Here is a 17,426-nt window from a genome sequence, read left to right on the forward strand (position 1 = left end):
TATGTTTCGCGCCCAGTGGGCGCATGAGCGTCCACGTTCCGTGCGTATTGACCGAGGAGCGGTTGGATGTATTCAAGGACGAAGAGCGCATCGCGCGCTTTTGCGCGCCTGCTTGCCTGTGCCCTGTGCCTGGCCGTATGGCCGATCGCCGCGCAGGCTGCAGACAAATCGCAGCAGGCCTACTGGGCCGGTTTTGCCTATACCGCTGATGCCGCTGCCGTGCAGGCGACCACGCCGCATGCGCATGCTGTGCTGGAAAAGCGCGGCCTGATTCCGCTGAACCAGACCCTGGCGCAGGCGCTCAAGCGCCGGCCGCCGGCGAACCTGGAACTGATCGACCAGCCGGTGGCGATGCTCGACGGCACCACCAGCGCGACTGTGCTGGCCGCCGCGCTGGACCGCGAGCTGGTTTCGGTCGAGCCGATCGGCAACCAGTACAAGGTCCTGGTGGAAGTGGCCCTGCAGGCGCTGTTCTTCGATTTCCGCGAGCGCCAGGTGATCGCGTCCTATCCGCTGACCCTGCAGCGCATCGACGTGCAGGATTACCGTCCGGACAACGACGATATCGACGCGATCGTCGCCGATCTGCTGTACGGCAATGCTGGCACCAGCCTGTCCCAGGTCCTGGCCACCAGCCTCACCCAGGCCCGCCTGCCCGACGCGGCGGTGCGCCGCCTGCAGGTAGGCGGCGTGACGCTGTCCGATGCGGCACGCGGCAAGCTGCCGGACCCGAAGTGGGAAGGCCCGCTGCGTGCAACGCTGGCCCATGAGCTGTCCAAGACGCTGTCGTCCAATACCGGCGTCGGCCTGCTGCCGCCGGCCTCGGGCCAGGCGATCGGCGGTGCGATGGCCGCGCGCTTTGCCGACGGCAAGGTCTACCAGCTGAAGATTCCCGAGCCCGACTACGTCATCAGCGTGCAGGTCGATGCGCTGAAGAACGGCGTGATTGAAGAAACCCCGGCGATGAAGACGATGCTGTTCGGCGCCTTCTTCACCGCGAAGGTGACCGAGCCGTTCTCCGGCAAGGTCTATTTCGAACAGCCGCTGCGCAAGGGGGCCACCAAGGTGGTACCGGTCACGCAGTGGCAGGTCGACCAGTGGTCGGCCAGCTACGAAACCCTGCTGGCCGGCTTCGACGCCTTCGCCGGCGCCGCCGCCAAGCGCGCCGATTCGCGTGCTTGGCTGGACGAACAGAAGCCGGGCGGCCGCCCGTTGCAGCAGCAGACCCAAGCCCTCCAGGAGTTGATCAAGTCATGTCGTTGATGCGTACCATCCTGCTCATCCTCATCGCCCTGGTGGTGGCCTCGCCGGTCGCCGCACAGACCGCCAGCTCGCGTGGTACCGGTTCGGCCAGCTATGGCCTGCGCCTGAGCGCCGATACCCGCGCCCAGGCCCTGAACAAGGCCAAGGTCAATGCACTGGAGGCGTACATCGCTGAAACCGGTGCGGCCAAGCTGCGCCTGTTCGAAGCCCGCCGCGCCGAGTTCATCGGCGAGATCGACCGCTATGTGCTCAGCGCCGTGCCGCTGTCGGACACCGAAGACAAGAAGGCCAAGACCTACACCGTCACCGTCCGCGCCGAGATCAACACCACGTTGCTGCAGACCAAGCTGGACGCGGGTTCGGCCGTGGCCGGTGCCACCGCCGCGCAGCGCTCGCTGCTGACCTTCCTGTTCATGGCACGCTCGCAGGACACCGTGCAGTCGTTCCAGGACAAGGAATACCGCCGCGTCGACGCCAGCAGCAGCTACAGCGAGAACACCCGTGAAGGCGACAGCTTCCGCGGCAACTCGGTCAGCACCAACGGCAGCATCAACCAGAACGGTTCGGTGTCGGTCACCAGCGGCGGCAGCACCACCCAGCGCAGCGACAACATCAGCTGGAAGGTGGCCAACGCGGCCGAGGTCAACACTGCGATGACCGGTGCCTTCAGCGCTGCCGGCTACGAAGTGGTTGAAGCCGAGTACGTGGAAGGCGAATCGCGCGGCCTGCTGAGCATCGAGCGCATCCGCAAGGATTTCAGCACCGGCAACGACCTGTCTGCCGCCACCCTGCGTGACACCGCCAACGGCATCCGTGCGGCCAACATCCCGTACATCGCCGTCGGTACCCTCGACGTCGGCATGCGCGACCGCGATCCGGCCAGCGGCAATACCCGCGTGTTCGTCACCGTCACCGGCAAGGTGCTGGACGTGACCGGTCGCTTCCCGCGCACCGTGTCGTCGGTGGGCCCGGTGCAGTTCTCCGGCACCGGCCCGAATGAAACCGTCGCCCGCACCAACGCCCTGCAGCTGGCCGCCGAGAAGGCCGCCCAGCAGATGATCAACGAACTGAACGTCAAGGCAGTCCGCTGATCCGCCACCCCGGTGGGTGCCGAGCTCGCTCGGCATCGCCCTGGGGTTACCGATTTCCCACGTGCCGCTTCGCGGTCGTCTCTCCCAAAGGACTCTTCCATGATCCGCAATACCGCTCTTGTCGTGGCCATCGCTGCCGCCACCCTGTCGATGCCGGCCCACGCTGGCCTGGGCAAGCTGAAGGACCTGGCTGGTGCCGCCACCGGTACCTCCAGCAGCAGCGCCTCCAGCGCCGCCGCTCCGGACGAAGCCGCGCAGGAAGCGCTGGTGCGCCGTTTCGTCAGCTCGCAGTCGCACTCGCTGCAGGCCCAGACCTCGTTCGCCCGCGCCTTCGGCCTGGCCGAACAGGTGCAGCTGCTGGAAGCCGAGCGCCAGGCGCTGTCGTCGGGTTCGGTCAGCGTCGATGCGATGAAGAAGTCGGTGTCGGTCAGCGAAGCTGCGCAGGCCGCGATCAACGAGCGCCAGGCCGCACAGCCGGAACTGAATGCTGAATCCAAGCAGCACTACGCCGAAGGCCTGGTCTCGCTGCTGTCTTCGGCTGCCGAAGCGCAGAAGCTGGGTGGCGAAGCCAGCAACTTCACCGCCGGCATGAAGAACCTGGGCGCGACCCAGATGGCCACCGTCGGCCGCAAGCTGGCCGCCGGTGCATGGGTGGCCAAGGAATCGCCGGGCTTCATCCAGGGCCTGTACGGTTCGACCAAGTCGGCCGTGACCTTTGCAAAGAAGAGCAAGGTGAAGGTGCCGTCCAACGCCGATTCGATGCTCGACTCGATCTGATCCGAGGCGAATCTCCATGCGTACGACAACCCGTTTGATCGGCCTGGGCCTGGTCGCCGCGCTGCTTGCAGCCTGCGGCAAGCAGGACACCCCGGCCACCGCGCCTGCACCCGCCAAGGACAAGGCAACCAGTGCGCTGGCCAGCAATGCGCCAGTGGAAGCAGCGCCCCTGCGTGGCACGCCGGATTTCGGCGGCACCACCCAGGTTGCGCGTGAAGCCGACGGCATCGGCAGCACCCCGGAACTGGCGGTGCTGGCAGCGCTGCAGTCGGCGGTGGCGCAGGTCAACGGCGTACGCGTGGCCAGCCAGATGCAGAGCCTGCGTGCAGGCCTGCATGTGGATGTGGATGGCGAACACGTCGGCGATATCCGCGCCGACGCGTTCACCCAGCAGATGATCGCCGGCTCGCAGGGCGCGGTGCTGGGTTATGAAATCCTGTCGCAGGATGAAGTGCGGCAGCTGGATGAGGAAACCATCGCCCGCGTGCGCGCCAGCGATGAAGGCTGGAGCTTCAAGGGCTCGGCGTCGGCCAATGCGTCCGGTGAAGCCTCGGCCAAGAGCGGTTCGGCCTCGGCCAGCGTCAGGGAAAGCTACGACGAGAAGGTCAACGTCGATGCCAAGCGTGGCGCCAGTTCGTTCGATTCCGACGTGACCCATCGCAGCATGCGCAGCTACTGGAAGGTGCGCGTGCGCGCGCAGATCGCCCAGTACCGTGCGCCGGACGAGCAGGGCAAGCCGAAGATCGTGGTCGCCCTGCCGCGTACCAAGGCCGGTAGCTACGCCGTGGGCGATGGCCGCGTGGATGCCGATGAAGTGGCCGACGCGATCCGTGCGCGCCTGTCCGACACGCTGACCCAGACCCAGCGCTTCATCGTGCTGGACCGCGAGTTCGGCGACGAACTGCAGGCCGAGATCGACCACATCAACAGCGGCAACGTGCGCCTGCAGGACACCGCACGCGTGGGCCAGCAGCTGGCGACCGACCTGATCCTGATCCCGACCATCGAACGCTTCGAGTACCCGCGCAGCGTGCGCAACCTGCGCATGTCCGACCGCCAGGTGACCTCGTATTCCGGTGGCGGCCGCATCACCCTGCGCCTGATCAACGCCACCACCGGCCAGGTGGTGATGTCCGACAGCTTCGACCACCAGCTGGCCTCGACCGGTCCGAGCACCCTGCCGCGTGTGGTCAACGGTCGCAACATGGCGGCGGCGATGATGGAGTCGCTGTCCGGCCAGATCGGCACCACCATCGTCACCACGCTGTTCCCGGTGTCGGTGGTCTCGGTGGACGGCGACCAGGTGGTGCTGAGCCAGGGCGGCGAAACGCTGCAGGCGGGCCAACGCTGGCAGGCCGTGCGCCTGGGCGAAGAACTGAAGGACCCGCAGACCGGCCGCTCGCTGGGCCGCAGCGAACACCCGTGCTGCACCATCCGCATCGACCGCGTGGCCGCACAGACGTCCTACGGCACCATCGAAGACGGCGTCGACGCGATGCGCGGCGGCTTCCGCCCGGGCCAGATCGAACTGCGCCAGAAGCTGGGCAGCAAGCCGGCAACGGCCGCCGCAGGCGCGACCGCCTCGGCCGCTCCCGCCGCCGCACGCCCGGCCGCCAAGCCGAAGCCCAAGGCGGCCGCCGCCCCGGCCGAAGACCCGAACTGGTAACAGACTCAAGCAACATACAGATGGGGTCAGAGCCCTTTCCCGGCGGGAAAGGGATCTGACCCCTTCGTGTTTCCGTCCGTGTCGACCAAGGTCGACACCCACCAACAGCAGCAGAAATCTGTCGAAGGCGGGGTGGGTCCGGTTGCGGGGGTGTCCGCGGCATGGATGCCGCGGCCAAGCCCCCATGGATGGGTTTACGGCGTCCCCCGCAATCGGACCCACCCCGCCATCCCACGGGATGCCGCTGTTGCTTTGGCTTTGGCTGCTGCCCTGGCCTCTGCAGGTGCAGGGCGCAGCCCCGCCGAATCCCATTACACTCCAGAGAGATTTCCCTGCTGGAGAGAGCAATGAAACGAGTAGCACTGGGCCTGCTGGCCCTGTCAGTGTCGAGCGCACTGATGGCGGCCACCCCGAAATTCGACGGCGCGCGGATCTCCGCCGACGTCAAGGAACTGGCCTCCGACGCCTACGAAGGCCGCTCCCCGGCCACCGCGGGCGAAGAGAAGACCATCGCGTACCTCAGCAAGCAGTTCGCCGATGCCGGCCTGCAGCCCGGCGGGGATCTCAAGGACGGCCAGCGCCTGTGGACCCAGGCTGTGCCGCTGCGCAAGGGCGACATCGTCGGCGCACCGCAGCTGGCGCTGCACCAGGGCGGCAAGACCCTGCCGCTGGAGCAGGGCAAGCAGATCGCCGTGCGCGCCGCCATGAACGGCGCCAGCAACGTCGACATCAGCAAGGCGCCACTGGTGTTCCTCGGCTACGGCGTGAAGGCGCCGGAGCGCAACTGGGACGACTTCAAGGGCGTGGATCTGAAGGGCAAGATCGCCGTGGTGCTGATCAACGACCCGGACTTCGAAACCGGCCAGGGCGATTTCGACGGCAAGGGCATGACCTACTACGGCCGTTGGACCTACAAGTACGAGGAAGGCGCACGCCAGGGCGCGCTGGGCGTGCTGATCGTGCACGAGACCGCACCTGCGTCGTATGGCTGGGCCACCGTGGCCGGCTCCAACACCAACACCATGTTCGATGTGGTGCGCGACAACCCGGCGGAAAGCCACCCGCTGCTGGAAGGCTGGATCCAGCGCGACCTGGCGGCGGAGCTGTTCCGCTCGGCCGGCCAGGATTTCGAGGCGCTGAAGAAGAAGGCGCAGCAGCGCGACTTCACCCCGGTTCCGCTGACCGGCGCCAGCCTGGACGCGAAGTATGCGGTGAAGACCGAAGTGATCACCTCGCACAACGTGGCCGCGCGCCTGGAAGGCACCCGCCATCCGGACGAGACCATCATCTACAGCGCGCACTGGGACCACATCGGCGTGGGCGAGCCGGACGCACGCGGCGACCGCATCTTCAACGGCGCACTGGACAATGCCAGTGGTACCGCCTCGCTGATCGAACTGGCCCGTGGTTTCGCCAAGGCCAAGCGCCCCGAGCGTTCGGTCCTGTTCCTGGCGGTGACCGCCGAGGAGAAGGGCCTGCTGGGTTCGGAGTATTACGCCACGCACCCGCTGTATCCGCTGGAAAAGACCGTGGCGGTGATCAACATGGACGGCATGGCGCCGTTCGGCCCGTCGCGTGACTTCGGCATCTACGGTGCCGCGCGCTTCGAGCTGCTGGACCAGCTGAAGGACGTGGCCAAGGGCTGGGACATCCGCTACACCCCGGACCCGAAGCCGGAAGCGGGCCTGTTCTTCCGCTCCGACCACTTCCCGTTCGCCAAGCGTGGCGTGCCGGCACTGTCGTGGTCGGCCGGCCAGGACTGGGTGGACGGTGGCGTGGCCGCAGGCAAGAAGGCCTCCGAGGACTACACCGCCAAGCGTTACCACCAGCAGGGCGACGAATGGCAGCCGGACTGGGTGTTCGCCGGTGCCGCCCGCGACCTGGAAGTGCTGTACACGCTGGGCAACCAGCTGGCCAACACGCGCAGCTGGCCGAACTGGAGCAAGGACGAATCGTTCCGCGCCGTGCGTGACGCCAGCGCCGACCAGCGCAAGTAAGGGCATGCGCCGGGTTCGCCCGGCGCCTCCCGGGTAGTGCCGGCCGCTGGCCGGCATCCCTGTGATGCATGCGGAGAAAGTGGGGAGCCGGCCAGCGGCCGGCACTACCAGATGGCCTTCCATCCCCGCTTTTCCCGCCTTCGTCGCAGCCCGCTTGTTTGCCCGGCGGGCCGCCCTATGCTCGCCTCACCCCCTTCCTCCAAGGCGCCGCCGTGTTCGCCAGCCTCTCTCTCCTGATCCGCCACCTGCTGGCCTGGGCCGCCGCGCTGGTTGTCGCCGGCATGGTCTGGAGCGGCATCTTCAGCGGCATGAACGATGGCCCCGGCTGGGTGTTCGGCCTGCTGGCGATGTTCCTGATGATTTCTGCGCTGGGCAGCGCGATCACCCACGTGCGGCGTGTCTGGCTGGTGGCCGGCCGGCTGGATTCGACCACGCTCTCGGGCCGCCAGCGCCGCCAGGTGGAACTGCCGATGGATGCCGGCCAGGCCTACGCCGTGGTGGAAGCGGCGATTGCCGAGCTTCCGCGCGTGGAGGATGTGGAAAGCTCGGCCGGCAGCCTGCAGGTACGCGCCTACGTGCGCCGGGTCGATCTCTGGAATGGCCGCCAGCCCTCGCGCTGGAACCTGCCGGCGCGGCTGGCGATCAAGCGCAACAGCGTGCTGGCCACGGTCACGCCGGGGCAGGGCACCAGCACTGTCACTCTGTTGTTCGAACCGGACGCTGGCTGGTGGGCCGATCTGCTCGCGCTGGATGAGGGCAGCAACTTCGAGAACGCCGAGGCGGTCACCCGCGCGATCAGCCGCCGCGTGGCCGACCAGCGCCGCGATGAGCAGGCGGCGGCCGAACAGACCCAGGTGGAAAAAGAACTGTCGGTGGCGCGCTTGAACCTGCTGCACGCGCAGGTGGAACCGCACTTCCTCTACAACACGCTGGCCAACGCGCAGGTACTGACCCGTACCGACCCCGCGCGCGCGGAGCAGATGCTCGGCCACCTGATCCAGTACCTGCGCAGCTCGTTGCCACAGGTGGATGAATCGGTGTCGACGCTGGGCGTGGAGCTGGAGCGTACGCGCGCCTACCTGGAGATCCTGCGCATCCGCATGGGCGCGCGGCTGGCGGTGGAGGTGCAGGTGCCGAATGAGCTGCACGGCGTGCACCTGCCGGCGATGGCACTGCAGACGCTGGTGGAGAACGCGATCAAGCACGGCCTGGAACCCAAGCCCGGCGGTGGCACGATCTGGATCCTGGCGCGTGGCTTCGATGACCACGTAACGGTGACCGTGGCTGACGATGGCCTCGGCTTCGGCCAGGGCACCAGTGGCACCGGCATCGGACTGAAGAACCTGCGCGAGCGCCTGCGCCTGACCTGTGGCGAGCAGGCCGGCGTGGCGATCGTTGCCAACTTCCCCAGCGGTGTGGCCGCGACCATGACCCTGCCGCAGACACACAAGGAGCGCAGCCATGCCGCTTGAAGCCCTCATTGCCGAAGACGAGGAACTGCTGCGGCAGTCACTGGTGGAACAGCTGCGCCGGTTGTGGCCGGAGCTGAAGCTGGTGGCCGAGTGCGAGGACGGCGCCAGTGCGCTGGAGCAGCTGGCCGAGACGCAGCCGGACATCGCTTTCCTCGATATCCGCATGCCTGGCATCAGTGGCATCGAAGTCGCGCGTTCGCTGTCCGAGCTGAGCCCGCGCACCCAGGTGGTGTTCGTCACCGCCTACGACCAGTACGCCATCGACGCGTTCGAGCAGGGCGCGATGGATTACCTGCTGAAGCCGGTCAGTGACGAACGCCTGCTGGCGACGCGTGAGCGCATCCTGTCGCGGCTGCCATCGACGCGTCAGGATGACGCCGTGCTTGAACGCCTGCTGCAGCGGCTGGGTCCATCGCAGGGTGCTGCCGAACGCCCCCCGCTGGCCTGGATCACAGCCAGCAACGGCCGCGAGACGCAGCTGATCATGCTGGAGGACGTTGCTTATTTTCGTGCCGACAACAAGTACACCACCGTGGTGACCGCGGCCGGTGAGAGCCTGCTGCGCACGCCGTTGCGCGAGCTGCTGGAAGTGCTCGACCCGCAGCACTTCCGCCAGATCCACCGGTCGACCATCGTCAACATGAAGGCGGTGGCGGCGGTCAGTCGCGACGATACCGGACGCGGTGTGCTGCGGCTGCGAGGTCGCACGGAAACGCTGGTGGTCAGCCAACCGTTCATGAGCCTGTTCCGCGGCATGTGATCCACCCAGGCCGCTGAAAGAACAATGCCACCGTGATCGCGCAGGGTGGCATTGTGGGTCCCCCCGCTTTCCTCAAGGGTCAGTAGGCAGGCTGCAGTGTCAGGTCGTGGTGGTGCTCGTTCTCGCCCACGTGGTTGAGGCGGCCGACCAGTTCGGAGTGCTGCTTCATGCGACCGATCTCGGTCATGATGCGGATGTCCTCGTGGCGCAGTTCGCGCTTGGCGGTGACCGCCTGCTTGTAATCGAGTACTTCCGGGTAATGCTCGGCCAGGTCCAGTGCTTCGGCCACGTGCTCGACACTGTCGGCCTTGGAGCTGATGCGGGCGCGGCTGTTGAACGCCTTCATCCAGCGTTCGAAACCGGCGGTGCGGTCGAACATGTTGGCCATGAACCAGATCACGAACAGGATCGAGATCCATGAACCGAACACGACGACCACGCGGGTGAAGGTGATGTGGTAGTCGTCGCGCCACAGGTAGTTGGTGATCAGGCCGAGGATCAGCAGCGAGGCCGCCTGCCAGCCGACGATCGAGGCGATCAGCCACTGGCACTTGGCCTGGGCCAGCACAGCCACTTCATCGCGGATCTGCTGCTCGCTGAGGCTGCGCCAGTGCGCGACCTGTTTTTCGAACGGGCTGCTGTAGAGCTCGTTGTCGCGAAGCAGTAGTCCCAAACCCTTGAACAAAGCAATCATGGCTGGCTCCTTGTGGAACGTGCGTCGATCAGCATTGGACGGTGTGGCGGGTTCAGTTCTAGCACTTCCAGCGAGCCGTGCAATGGGCGCAATGCCTAGCGGCGTAAGGGTTTTGTCTGAATGGGTGAATGTTGGTGCGCTGCAGCATCGCGGCCGCAGCCTGCGACAGGATGTCGCAGGGTGAAATGTGCTGCGGCCGCACATGAAACCGTGGCTGAGCGCGGAGACTCGCCGCCGGCGTCGTGATCGCCCAGAATCGGGGCCGACCGCGCAACGCGCGGCCGTACTTCCGCCGTTCCTGGACCTGTGATGCCGGCTCTGCTGCAGCGACTTTCCCGCCCCGTCACCGCGCCGATCCGGCGCTGGGTGCTGGAGGCCTTCCCCCGTGGCCAGAGCGGCATTGATTACGACCACCCCCTGGGTGACCCGGGCTGGTTCGGCCCCGACAGCGTCACCTGGCGGCTGCATGCGGAATTTCCGTCGATGCTGGCCGGCGGGTTGTGCGCGCTGATGCTGCAGACCCTGCACCCGCGCGCGCTGGCCGGGGTCTACGACCACTCCAATTTCCGCCAGGACCTGGTGGGGCGCCTGCGCCGCACCACCGCCTTCGTTGCCGGCACCAGCTATGCGCCCAGCGGCGAGGTGGAAGCGCTGGTGGCCAAGGTGCGCCGCATCCACGCGCAGATCCGTGGCCAGACCGCGCAGGGCGAGCCGTACGCCGCCGATGATCCGCAACTGCTGACCTGGGTGCACGTGACCGAGGCCTTCGGTTTCCTGCAGGGCTTCCGCCGCTACGGGCGCGGGGTGCCGGAGCACATCGCCGATCGCTACTACGACGAGTACCGCTGCGTGGCCGAGGCGCTGGGCGCGGTGGATGTGCCGCGCAGTGAAGCCGAGGTGGCGGCGTACTTCTGCGCACGGCAACCGGAGCTGCGTGTGGACGAGCGCTCGCGCGAAGTGCTGGAGGTGTTGTCCAGCGTGCGCCTGCCGGTACCGGTGCCGGGGCTGTCGCGCGAAGTGTTCCTTGGCGCGGGTGCGGCACTGCTGCCGGACTGGGCCGAGGGCATGCTGGAACGCACTGGCCGCCAGCGTGCGCAGGCCGCAGCCTCTGCGAAGCTGATGCAGGGCATGGCACCGTTGTTCCGCCGTGCGCTGCCCGATGGCCTGGCCAGTCGCGCCTGCACGCGCATGGGCGTGCCGGTGGACGTCCTGCGCGAGTGGCCCGAAATGCTCCGGTAGGTGCCAACCAAGGTCGGCCGCTACCGGAACGTGAAACGGGCGCCTTGCGGCGCCCGTTCCGTTACATCACCACACCTTGACCCGCTTGTCCGGGGCCAGGTACAGCTTCTGGCCTTCCTTCACTTCGAACGCCGGGTACCAGGCGTCGATGTTGCGCACGGTCAGTGCGCGGAACTGGCCCGGTGCATGCACATCGGTCAGCAGCGAATTGCGCAGCGCCTGCTCGCGGCTCTTGCTGCGCCAGGCCTGGGCGAAGCCGAGGAAGAAGCGCTGGTCCGGGGTGAAGCCTTCCAGGGTCTGGCCCGGCTTGCCCTGCAGCGACAGCTGGTAGGCGTCGTAGGCGGTGCCCAGGCCGGCCACGTCGGCGATGTTCTCGCCCAGGGTCAGCTTGCCGTTCACATGCACGCCCGGGAACGGCTCGTAGCTGCTGAACTGCGCGGCCAGCGCATCGCCAGCAGCGTTGAACTGCTTCAGGTCCTCGGCGGTCCACCAGTTGTGCAGTTTGCCGGTTTCATCGAACAGCGCACCGGCGTTGTCGAAGCCGTGGCTGATCTCATGGCCGATCACCGCGCCGATCGCACCGTAGTTCACCGCGTCGTCGGCAGCGCCGTCGAAGAACGGCGGCTGCAGGATCGCCGCAGGGAACACCAGGCGGTTCTCCAGCGGCACGTTCATCGCATTGATGGTCTGCGGCAACATCGCCCACTCGCTGTGGTCGACCGGCTTGCCCAGCTTGGCGATGTTGCGCTGGTACTCGAACAGCTCGGCGCGCTGTGCATTGCCCAGCGCGTCATCGCGGCGGATCTCCAGGCCGGTGTAGTCGCGCCACTTCTCCGGGTAGCCCATGCCCACGGTCAGGCCGGCCACCTTGGCCTTGGCATGTGCCTTGGTCTGCGGCGACATCCACGACAGTGCATCGATGCGCTTGGCGAAGGCGGCGATGATGTTCTTCGCCATCTCGTCTGCGCGCTCCTTGGTCTTCGCGTCGAAGTGCTTCTCGACGTAGCGCTTGCCGATGGCTTCGCCGACGGCATGGTTGGCATCATCCACGGCGCGCTTCCAGCGGTCGCTCTGCTGCGGTGTGCCGCTCAGCGCGGTGCCATGGAAGGCGAAGCGGGCATCGGCGAACTTCTTCGGCAGGTAGGCGGCGGCACGGTCCAGTGCGTGGAAGGCCAGGTAGTCCTTCCAGGCGTCCAGCGGCTCGGTGGCGACCAGCTTGGACAGGCCGGCCACGGCCTTGGGCTGCCACACGATGAAGTCCTGCTGGTCGCCCAGCGCGGCGGCATCAAGGAAGGCGTTCCAGTCCATGCCCGGTGCCTTGGCGTTGAAGTCGGCCTGGGTCCACGGGTTGGCACCCTTGGTCACGTCGTTGGTTTCTTCCTGGGTGGCATGCGCCTGCGCGATCTTCGTTTCCAGCGCGAGGATGCGCTGTGCCTTGCCGGCCGGGTCGGCCACGCCGGCCAGTTGCAGCATCTGTGCGATGTAGGCCTGGTACTGCTTGCGCAGCTCGGCCATGCGGCCGCCGCCCAGGTAGAAGTCGCGGTCGGGCATGCCCAGGCCACCCTGCACGAGGTACGGCGCGGTGCGGTCCGGCTGCAGCATGTCCACCGACACCCACAGGCCGAACAGGCGGTCGGTGTAGAAGTTGGTGGCGTTGAGCAGGTCGACGTCGGCGCGCATGTCGCCGCCGAGGGTGCGGGCCAGGCCGGCCTTGTCGGCGATCGCATCGATGGCCTTCAGCTGCGGCTGCACCGGGGCGATGCCATGCTGCTCGATGCCGGCTTCATCCATGTAGGCGGCGTAGTAGTCGCCAATCAGCTTGTCGTCACCGCTGGCCTGCGCATTGCCGGCCGCGCCTTCGAGGATGGCGCGGGTGTCGGCCAGGGTCTTTTCGGCGATGACGTTGAAGCTGCCGAAGCGCGAACGGTCGGCCGGGATCTCGGTGTTCTTCACCCAGGCGCCGTTGGCGAAGCCGAAGAAGTCATCGCCGGCGGCGATGCTGCGGTCCATGCCGCTGGCATCGAAGCCGAAGCTGCCCAGCATCGGCTTGGCCGCAGCGGGGGCGGCCTCGGCGGGCTTGGCGGTGCCAGCGGCCGGATCGGCCGGACGGTCGCAGGCAGCCAGGGACAGGCTGGCAACGATGGCCAGTGCCAGGGTGGGACGGCGCAGCTTGGACATGGACTTCTCTTGCAGCGGAAAACCCCAAGTCTAATCCGCCGCGGCCCGGCTGGCCGTCCCTGTGGCTGGCCGGTCCTGTGCAGGATCTGGCTGAACGCGCCCAAGCGATCTTCACGCCGTCACCGGGGTGGTGCATGCTGGGCCCTGGAGCCCTGCGCGGACACGGGGAGGTGGCCATGCAGGACGGGGTCAGGCGTCAAGAATGGCGTTCGCCGGCCGTTGAGGTCGGGGATGTGGAGGATTCGTTCGCGCATGAAGCCAGCCGACTGCACAAGGAAGATCGACCGATGCCCGCGTTGAAGCGGGCGTTGGCCCGTCCGTTGCGCGCCATCACCTGGGGCGGCGTGCTGCTTGGCCTGTTGCTGGTGGCCGGATTGGCCACCATGCTGGCCAACGACCATCACCGTCGCCTGGAGGCCGCGCAGCGGCAGAGCCGGGCGCTGGCGGTGGGCAGCGAGCGCCTGCTGGCGCTGGAGCTGCGCAACCTGGAGCGGGCGATGTCCGGCATCGCCGCCGATGCCGCTGAACTGTTCCGCACCGTGCCGTCACAGGCGCCGGCACTGCTGGATGCCGCCATCGGTGGCGTGCTGCGCCGCCACGCTGAACTGCACAGCATCGTGGTGCTGGACAGCCACGGGCGCGCGCTGACCGCCGGCCGCGGCGACCTGCAGCTGCCGCTGTGGACCGACCCGCTGCGCCGCGGGCAGGGCAGCGCGATGTACATCGGGCCGCCGCAGCGGGCCAACGATGGTGGCTGGGTGGTGCCGCTGGCACTGCCGATGGCCGGTGAACGCTGGCTGTTGGCGCGGCTGCGCTGTGGTGAACTGCAGCGCATCGCCGGTGGCCTGGATGTGGGGCCCAACGGGCTGGTCTCGATCACCGATGCCGAGGGTTACATGCTGGCGCGCGTGCCCGATCCGCATGGCACCGTCGGTCGCCGCTACGACCTGCCGCGGCGTGACCTGCTCGGCAAGCAGGCGGTGGTCGAGCTCGGCAGCCTGCCCGGCGTGGTCGATGGTGTGCCGCGCATCACCACCATCAGCACGCTCGACCGCAGTCCGCTGGCGGTGCAGATCGGCCTGGCCGATGAAGACGTGCTGGCGCCATGGTGGCCCTACCTGCAGGCGTCGGTGGTGATTGTGCTGGCCTACATCGCGGTGCTGCTGGTGCTGCTGTACGCGGTGCGCCGTACGACCCGGCGCCAGCAATCGATGGCCGAGGAACTGAAGGCGGGCCATGCCGAGCTGCGCCTGGCCCATCAGGTCGGGCGTGTCTGTACTTGGTACGTGGACGAGGATGCCGCGCTGCTGCGCTGGTCACCGCTGGCACGCGAGATCTTCGGTGTGCAGACCGATGCGCTGCCGGTAGCCGATTTCTTCGCACGCGTGCATCGCGATGATGCCGCGCGCCTGCAGCAGGCCTTTGACCAGGCCTTCGCCGGTGGTGCAGTGCTCGACCAGGTGTTCCGCCTGGTGCTGCCCGGTGGTGAAGTGCGCTGGGTGGGTGCGCGCGGGCAACGGGTGGAGGTGGCCGACAGCGAGCGCCGCATGATCGGCGCGCTGACCGACCTGAGCGAGCGCTACCAGGCGCGCGAGCAGATGAGCGAAGTGGAACGCCGCTTCCGCCTGCTGTTTGATCGCAACCCGGCGCCATTCTGGGTGTTCGACCCGGATACGCTGCGCTTCATCGAGGTCAACGACGCCGCGGTGCGCCAGTACGGCTACAGCCGCGAGGAATTCCTGGCGATGAGCATCCTCGACATCCGCCCGCGCGAGGGCTGGGACGAGGTGAAGGGGGCGATCGCCAAGGCCCGCGTTGGCGAGCTGCAGGATGCGGCCGTGCGGCTGCATCGGCGCAAGGACGGCAGCGTGTTCGAAGTGCGCGCGCACCTGTCCAAGCTCGATTTCGATGGCCAGCCGGCGTGCCTGGTGCTGGCCGAGGATGTCAGCGAACGGCTGGCCTACGAGCGTGACCTGGCCTACCAGGCGCGGCACAACCCGGCCACCGGCCTGCTCAACGTGCGTGCATTGACCGAACAGCTGGACGAGCAGGACGAGGGTTACACCATCGCCTTCGTGCAGCTGCGGGGCCTGCAGCTGGTGGCCGATACGCTGGGCCGCGAGATCGGCGATGCCGTGCTGCAATCAATGGCGACCCGCTTGGGCGGGTTGGGCGCACGCTGCGGCACGCTGGCCTTCCAGCCGGCCGAGGACTTCGTGTTCGCCATCGGTGCCGAACACGATACCCAGCGCGTGCTGGACGACCTGCTGCAGATCGTGTCGGCGCCGATGCGCGGCAAGGATTCACTGCACCAGTTCGAGCCGCGCATCGGCGTGGCAGTGCACGTCGCCGGTGACGGCCACAGCGCCGAGCAGGTGATCGGCATGGCCGCGCAGGCCGCGCATGCGGCGCGTGCCGAGGGCAACGTGGTGGTCTGGTTCGACGCAGCGGTGACCACGCGGCTGGCCGACCGGCTGCGCCTGGCTGGGCGCATCCATGCGGCCATCGACAACGAATTCCAGCTGTATTTCCAGCCGATCCGGCATGCCAGCGATGGCAGCCCTGCGGCGTTGGAGGCGCTGCTGCGCTGGCCGCAGGCTGATGGCAGCTTCATCCCGCCCAATGAGTTCATCCAGCTGTGCGAGGAGACCGGGTTGATCCTGGCACTGGGCCGCTGGGTGATCCGCGCGGCAGCGAAGGCGCAGCGGCGGTTGGTCGAGGCCGGCTGGGGCGAGCTGCCGATTGCCGTCAACGTCTCGGCCGTGCAGTTCTTCAACAGCGACCTGGTGACCGAGTTCACCCGCGCCCAGCAGGAGTTCGGGTTGGCGCGGGGTGCGCTGCATGTGGAGCTGACCGAGAGCAGCCTGATGCGCAAGCCGGCGCAGGCGATGCAGACCATGCAGCGCCTGCACGAGCAGGGCATCAGCGTGTCGCTGGATGACTTCGGCACCGGCTATTCCAGCATGTCCTACCTGCAGCACCTGCCGCTGGACATCCTGAAGATTGATCGGAGCTTCGTGGCGGACGTGGAAACCAATCCGCGCAATGCCTCGATCTGCCGCGCGCTGCTGTCGCTGGGCCACAGCATGGGGCTGACCATCATCGCCGAGGGCGTGGAGACGCCGGGGCAGCTGGACTGGCTGGCAGCGCACGGCTGCGACCAGGTGCAGGGCTACCTGCTGGGGCGGCCGGCACCGCTGGAGCGGATCATCGATGCGCTGGATGAAGTCCCCGCCTGATCGGGTTTCGTATTTGCCGGCCAGCGGCCGGCACTACCGGTCTGGTAGTGCCGGCCGCTGGCCGGCAAACGCCAGACTCGGCTACACCCCGGTTTCCACCAGGTGATCGATGAAACTGCGCACCTTCGGTGCCAGGTGGCTGCGGCTGGTGTAGACCGCGAAGATGCCGATCGGCGCGGCCTCCCAGTCCGGCAGGATGCGCACCAGCCGGCCATCGGCCAATGCGTCCTGCAGCAGGAAGTCCGGCTGCAGGATCACGCCCATGCCTGCAATCGCCGCTTCGCGCAGCACGTCGCCGTTGTTGGCGTGCAGCAGGCTGCTCACCGCCACCTTCACTTCACCGCCGGGCCCCTGCAGTGGCCAGTTGTTGCCTGCGGCCCAATAGCTGTAGCTCAGGCAGGCGTGCGCCTGCAGTTCCTGCGGGGTCTGTGGCGTGCCACGCGCGGCCAGGTAGGACGGTGCGGCGCACAGGCTCACCCGCGATTCGCCCAGGCGGCGCGCGATCAGCGTCGGGCTGGGTTCGCGGGTGATGCGGATGGCCACGTCGTAGCCTTCCTCGACCATGTCCACCAGTCGGTCGGACAGGGCCAGGTCGAGCTCCACCTGCGGGAAGCGCTGGCGGTAGCTGGCCAGCAACGGGCCGAGGCGGGCGATGCCCCAGCTGACCGGTGCGTTGATGCGCAGCGTGCCCGAAGGCTCCAGCGCCTGCGCGCCGATGCTGGCTTCCAGCGCGTCGAACTCGGCCAGCAGGCGCACGCACTGGGCGTAATAGGCAGCACCGGCGCTGGTGGGGCTCACCCGGCGCGTGGTGCGGTGAAGCAGGCGGGTGGACAGGCGCTTTTCCAGCGCGGCGACCTGGCGGGTCACCCCGGCAGTGGACATGTCCAAGGCCTGGGCGGCGGCACTGAAGCCGTTGCGTTCGACCACCGCCACGAACACGCGCATCGCCTCGAGGGTGTCCATTGTTGCGCCTTTTGAAATAAATACGGTCAAACGATCGTATTTATCGGTCCGTGAAGGCGCAATAACCTGTGCCTACTCCCTTCGAGG

The 17,426-nt window shown here is 67.6% G+C and carries 12 protein-coding genes; 9 read left to right on the forward strand and 3 right to left on the reverse strand.

The genetic code is table 11. The features are described 5' to 3' along the window. The first annotated feature begins 66 nt into the window (after nucleotides 1–66). From ACZK29_RS02335 to ACZK29_RS02365, 7 genes are all read left to right on the forward strand, one after another. Nucleotides 67–1,263: a hypothetical protein gene (locus ACZK29_RS02335; RefSeq protein ID WP_478446614.1), complete on the forward strand. Its 1,197-nt coding sequence runs from the start codon at nucleotides 67–69 to the stop codon at nucleotides 1,261–1,263. Beyond that, nucleotides 1,254–2,354, forward strand: coding sequence for a hypothetical protein (locus ACZK29_RS02340; protein ID WP_005407892.1), 1,101 nt, complete (start codon nucleotides 1,254–1,256; stop codon nucleotides 2,352–2,354). Before ACZK29_RS02335 ends, ACZK29_RS02340 begins: the two co-directional genes overlap by 10 nt. Nucleotides 2,355–2,453: 99 nt before the next feature. Beyond that, the gene (locus ACZK29_RS02345) at nucleotides 2,454–3,131 is read left to right on the forward strand and encodes a hypothetical protein (RefSeq protein WP_111204928.1); all 678 of its coding nucleotides are present in this window, start codon (nucleotides 2,454–2,456) and stop codon (nucleotides 3,129–3,131) included. Nucleotides 3,132–3,147: 16 nt separating this feature from the next. Continuing rightward, nucleotides 3,148–4,797 (forward strand): CsgG/HfaB family protein, encoded by a 1,650-nt coding sequence (locus ACZK29_RS02350; protein WP_459047924.1) that lies wholly within the window; start codon nucleotides 3,148–3,150, stop codon nucleotides 4,795–4,797. A 347-nt stretch (nucleotides 4,798–5,144) separates the two neighbouring features. Continuing rightward, nucleotides 5,145–6,794 (forward strand): M28 family metallopeptidase, encoded by a 1,650-nt coding sequence (locus ACZK29_RS02355; RefSeq protein WP_164146897.1) that lies wholly within the window; start codon nucleotides 5,145–5,147, stop codon nucleotides 6,792–6,794. 212 nt (nucleotides 6,795–7,006) lie between these two features. Beyond that, complete coding sequence (locus ACZK29_RS02360; protein WP_005407896.1) at nucleotides 7,007–8,266, forward strand: sensor histidine kinase; 1,260 nt, start codon at nucleotides 7,007–7,009, stop codon at nucleotides 8,264–8,266. Continuing rightward, nucleotides 8,256–9,026, forward strand: a complete 771-nt coding sequence (locus tag ACZK29_RS02365; protein ID WP_005407897.1) for a LytR/AlgR family response regulator transcription factor — start codon at nucleotides 8,256–8,258, stop codon at nucleotides 9,024–9,026. The genes ACZK29_RS02360 and ACZK29_RS02365 overlap by 11 nt, the downstream gene beginning before the upstream one ends. Before the next feature lie 79 nt (nucleotides 9,027–9,105). Here the strand turns inward: ACZK29_RS02365 and ACZK29_RS02370 are convergent, their stop codons facing one another. Continuing rightward, a complete protein-coding gene (locus ACZK29_RS02370; RefSeq protein WP_049432369.1) occupies nucleotides 9,106–9,720 on the reverse strand; it encodes a hypothetical protein in 615 nt (204 codons plus the stop codon). A gap of 309 nt (nucleotides 9,721–10,029) precedes the next feature. Here ACZK29_RS02370 and ACZK29_RS02375 point away from each other — a divergent pair, with 309 nt between their 5' ends. Continuing rightward, on the forward strand, nucleotides 10,030–10,959 hold the full coding sequence (locus ACZK29_RS02375; RefSeq protein WP_111204343.1) for an oxygenase MpaB family protein: 930 nt from the start codon (nucleotides 10,030–10,032) through the stop codon (nucleotides 10,957–10,959). 66 nt (nucleotides 10,960–11,025) lie between these two features. Here ACZK29_RS02375 and ACZK29_RS02380 read toward each other — a convergent pair whose 3' ends face one another. Beyond that, nucleotides 11,026–13,137, reverse strand: coding sequence for a M13 family metallopeptidase (locus tag ACZK29_RS02380; RefSeq protein ID WP_111204344.1), 2,112 nt, complete (start codon nucleotides 13,135–13,137; stop codon nucleotides 11,026–11,028). Between the two features lie 176 nt (nucleotides 13,138–13,313). Between ACZK29_RS02380 and ACZK29_RS02385 the strand changes: the two genes are divergently transcribed. Then, nucleotides 13,314–16,376 (forward strand): bifunctional diguanylate cyclase/phosphodiesterase, encoded by a 3,063-nt coding sequence (locus ACZK29_RS02385; protein ID WP_478446615.1) that lies wholly within the window; start codon nucleotides 13,314–13,316, stop codon nucleotides 16,374–16,376. A gap of 81 nt (nucleotides 16,377–16,457) precedes the next feature. On the opposite strand, the gene ACZK29_RS02390 is transcribed toward ACZK29_RS02385, so the two are convergent. Next, nucleotides 16,458–17,339, reverse strand: coding sequence for a LysR family transcriptional regulator (locus ACZK29_RS02390; RefSeq protein WP_111202433.1), 882 nt, complete (start codon nucleotides 17,337–17,339; stop codon nucleotides 16,458–16,460). Nucleotides 17,340–17,426: the final 87 nt, after the last annotated feature.

This window comes from Stenotrophomonas sp. 89682_Sma, from assembly GCF_056481405.1.

Coding starts and splice junctions, on each gene's coding strand:
- ACZK29_RS02335 (WP_478446614.1), top strand. CDS start 67: ATGTATTCAAGGACGAAGAGCGCATCGCGCGCTTTTGCGCGCCTGCTT.
- ACZK29_RS02345 (WP_111204928.1), top strand. CDS start 2,454: ATGATCCGCAATACCGCTCTTGTCGTGGCCATCGCTGCCGCCACCCTG.
- ACZK29_RS02350 (WP_459047924.1), top strand. CDS start 3,148: ATGCGTACGACAACCCGTTTGATCGGCCTGGGCCTGGTCGCCGCGCTG.
- ACZK29_RS02380 (WP_111204344.1), bottom strand. CDS start 13,137: ATGTCCAAGCTGCGCCGTCCCACCCTGGCACTGGCCATCGTTGCCAGC.
- ACZK29_RS02370 (WP_049432369.1), bottom strand. CDS start 9,720: ATGATTGCTTTGTTCAAGGGTTTGGGACTACTGCTTCGCGACAACGAG.
- ACZK29_RS02385 (WP_478446615.1), top strand. CDS start 13,314: ATGCAGGACGGGGTCAGGCGTCAAGAATGGCGTTCGCCGGCCGTTGAG.
- ACZK29_RS02365 (WP_005407897.1), top strand. CDS start 8,256: ATGCCGCTTGAAGCCCTCATTGCCGAAGACGAGGAACTGCTGCGGCAG.
- ACZK29_RS02340 (WP_005407892.1), top strand. CDS start 1,254: ATGTCGTTGATGCGTACCATCCTGCTCATCCTCATCGCCCTGGTGGTG.
- ACZK29_RS02355 (WP_164146897.1), top strand. CDS start 5,145: ATGAAACGAGTAGCACTGGGCCTGCTGGCCCTGTCAGTGTCGAGCGCA.
- ACZK29_RS02390 (WP_111202433.1), bottom strand. CDS start 17,339: ATGGACACCCTCGAGGCGATGCGCGTGTTCGTGGCGGTGGTCGAACGC.
- ACZK29_RS02375 (WP_111204343.1), top strand. CDS start 10,030: ATGCCGGCTCTGCTGCAGCGACTTTCCCGCCCCGTCACCGCGCCGATC.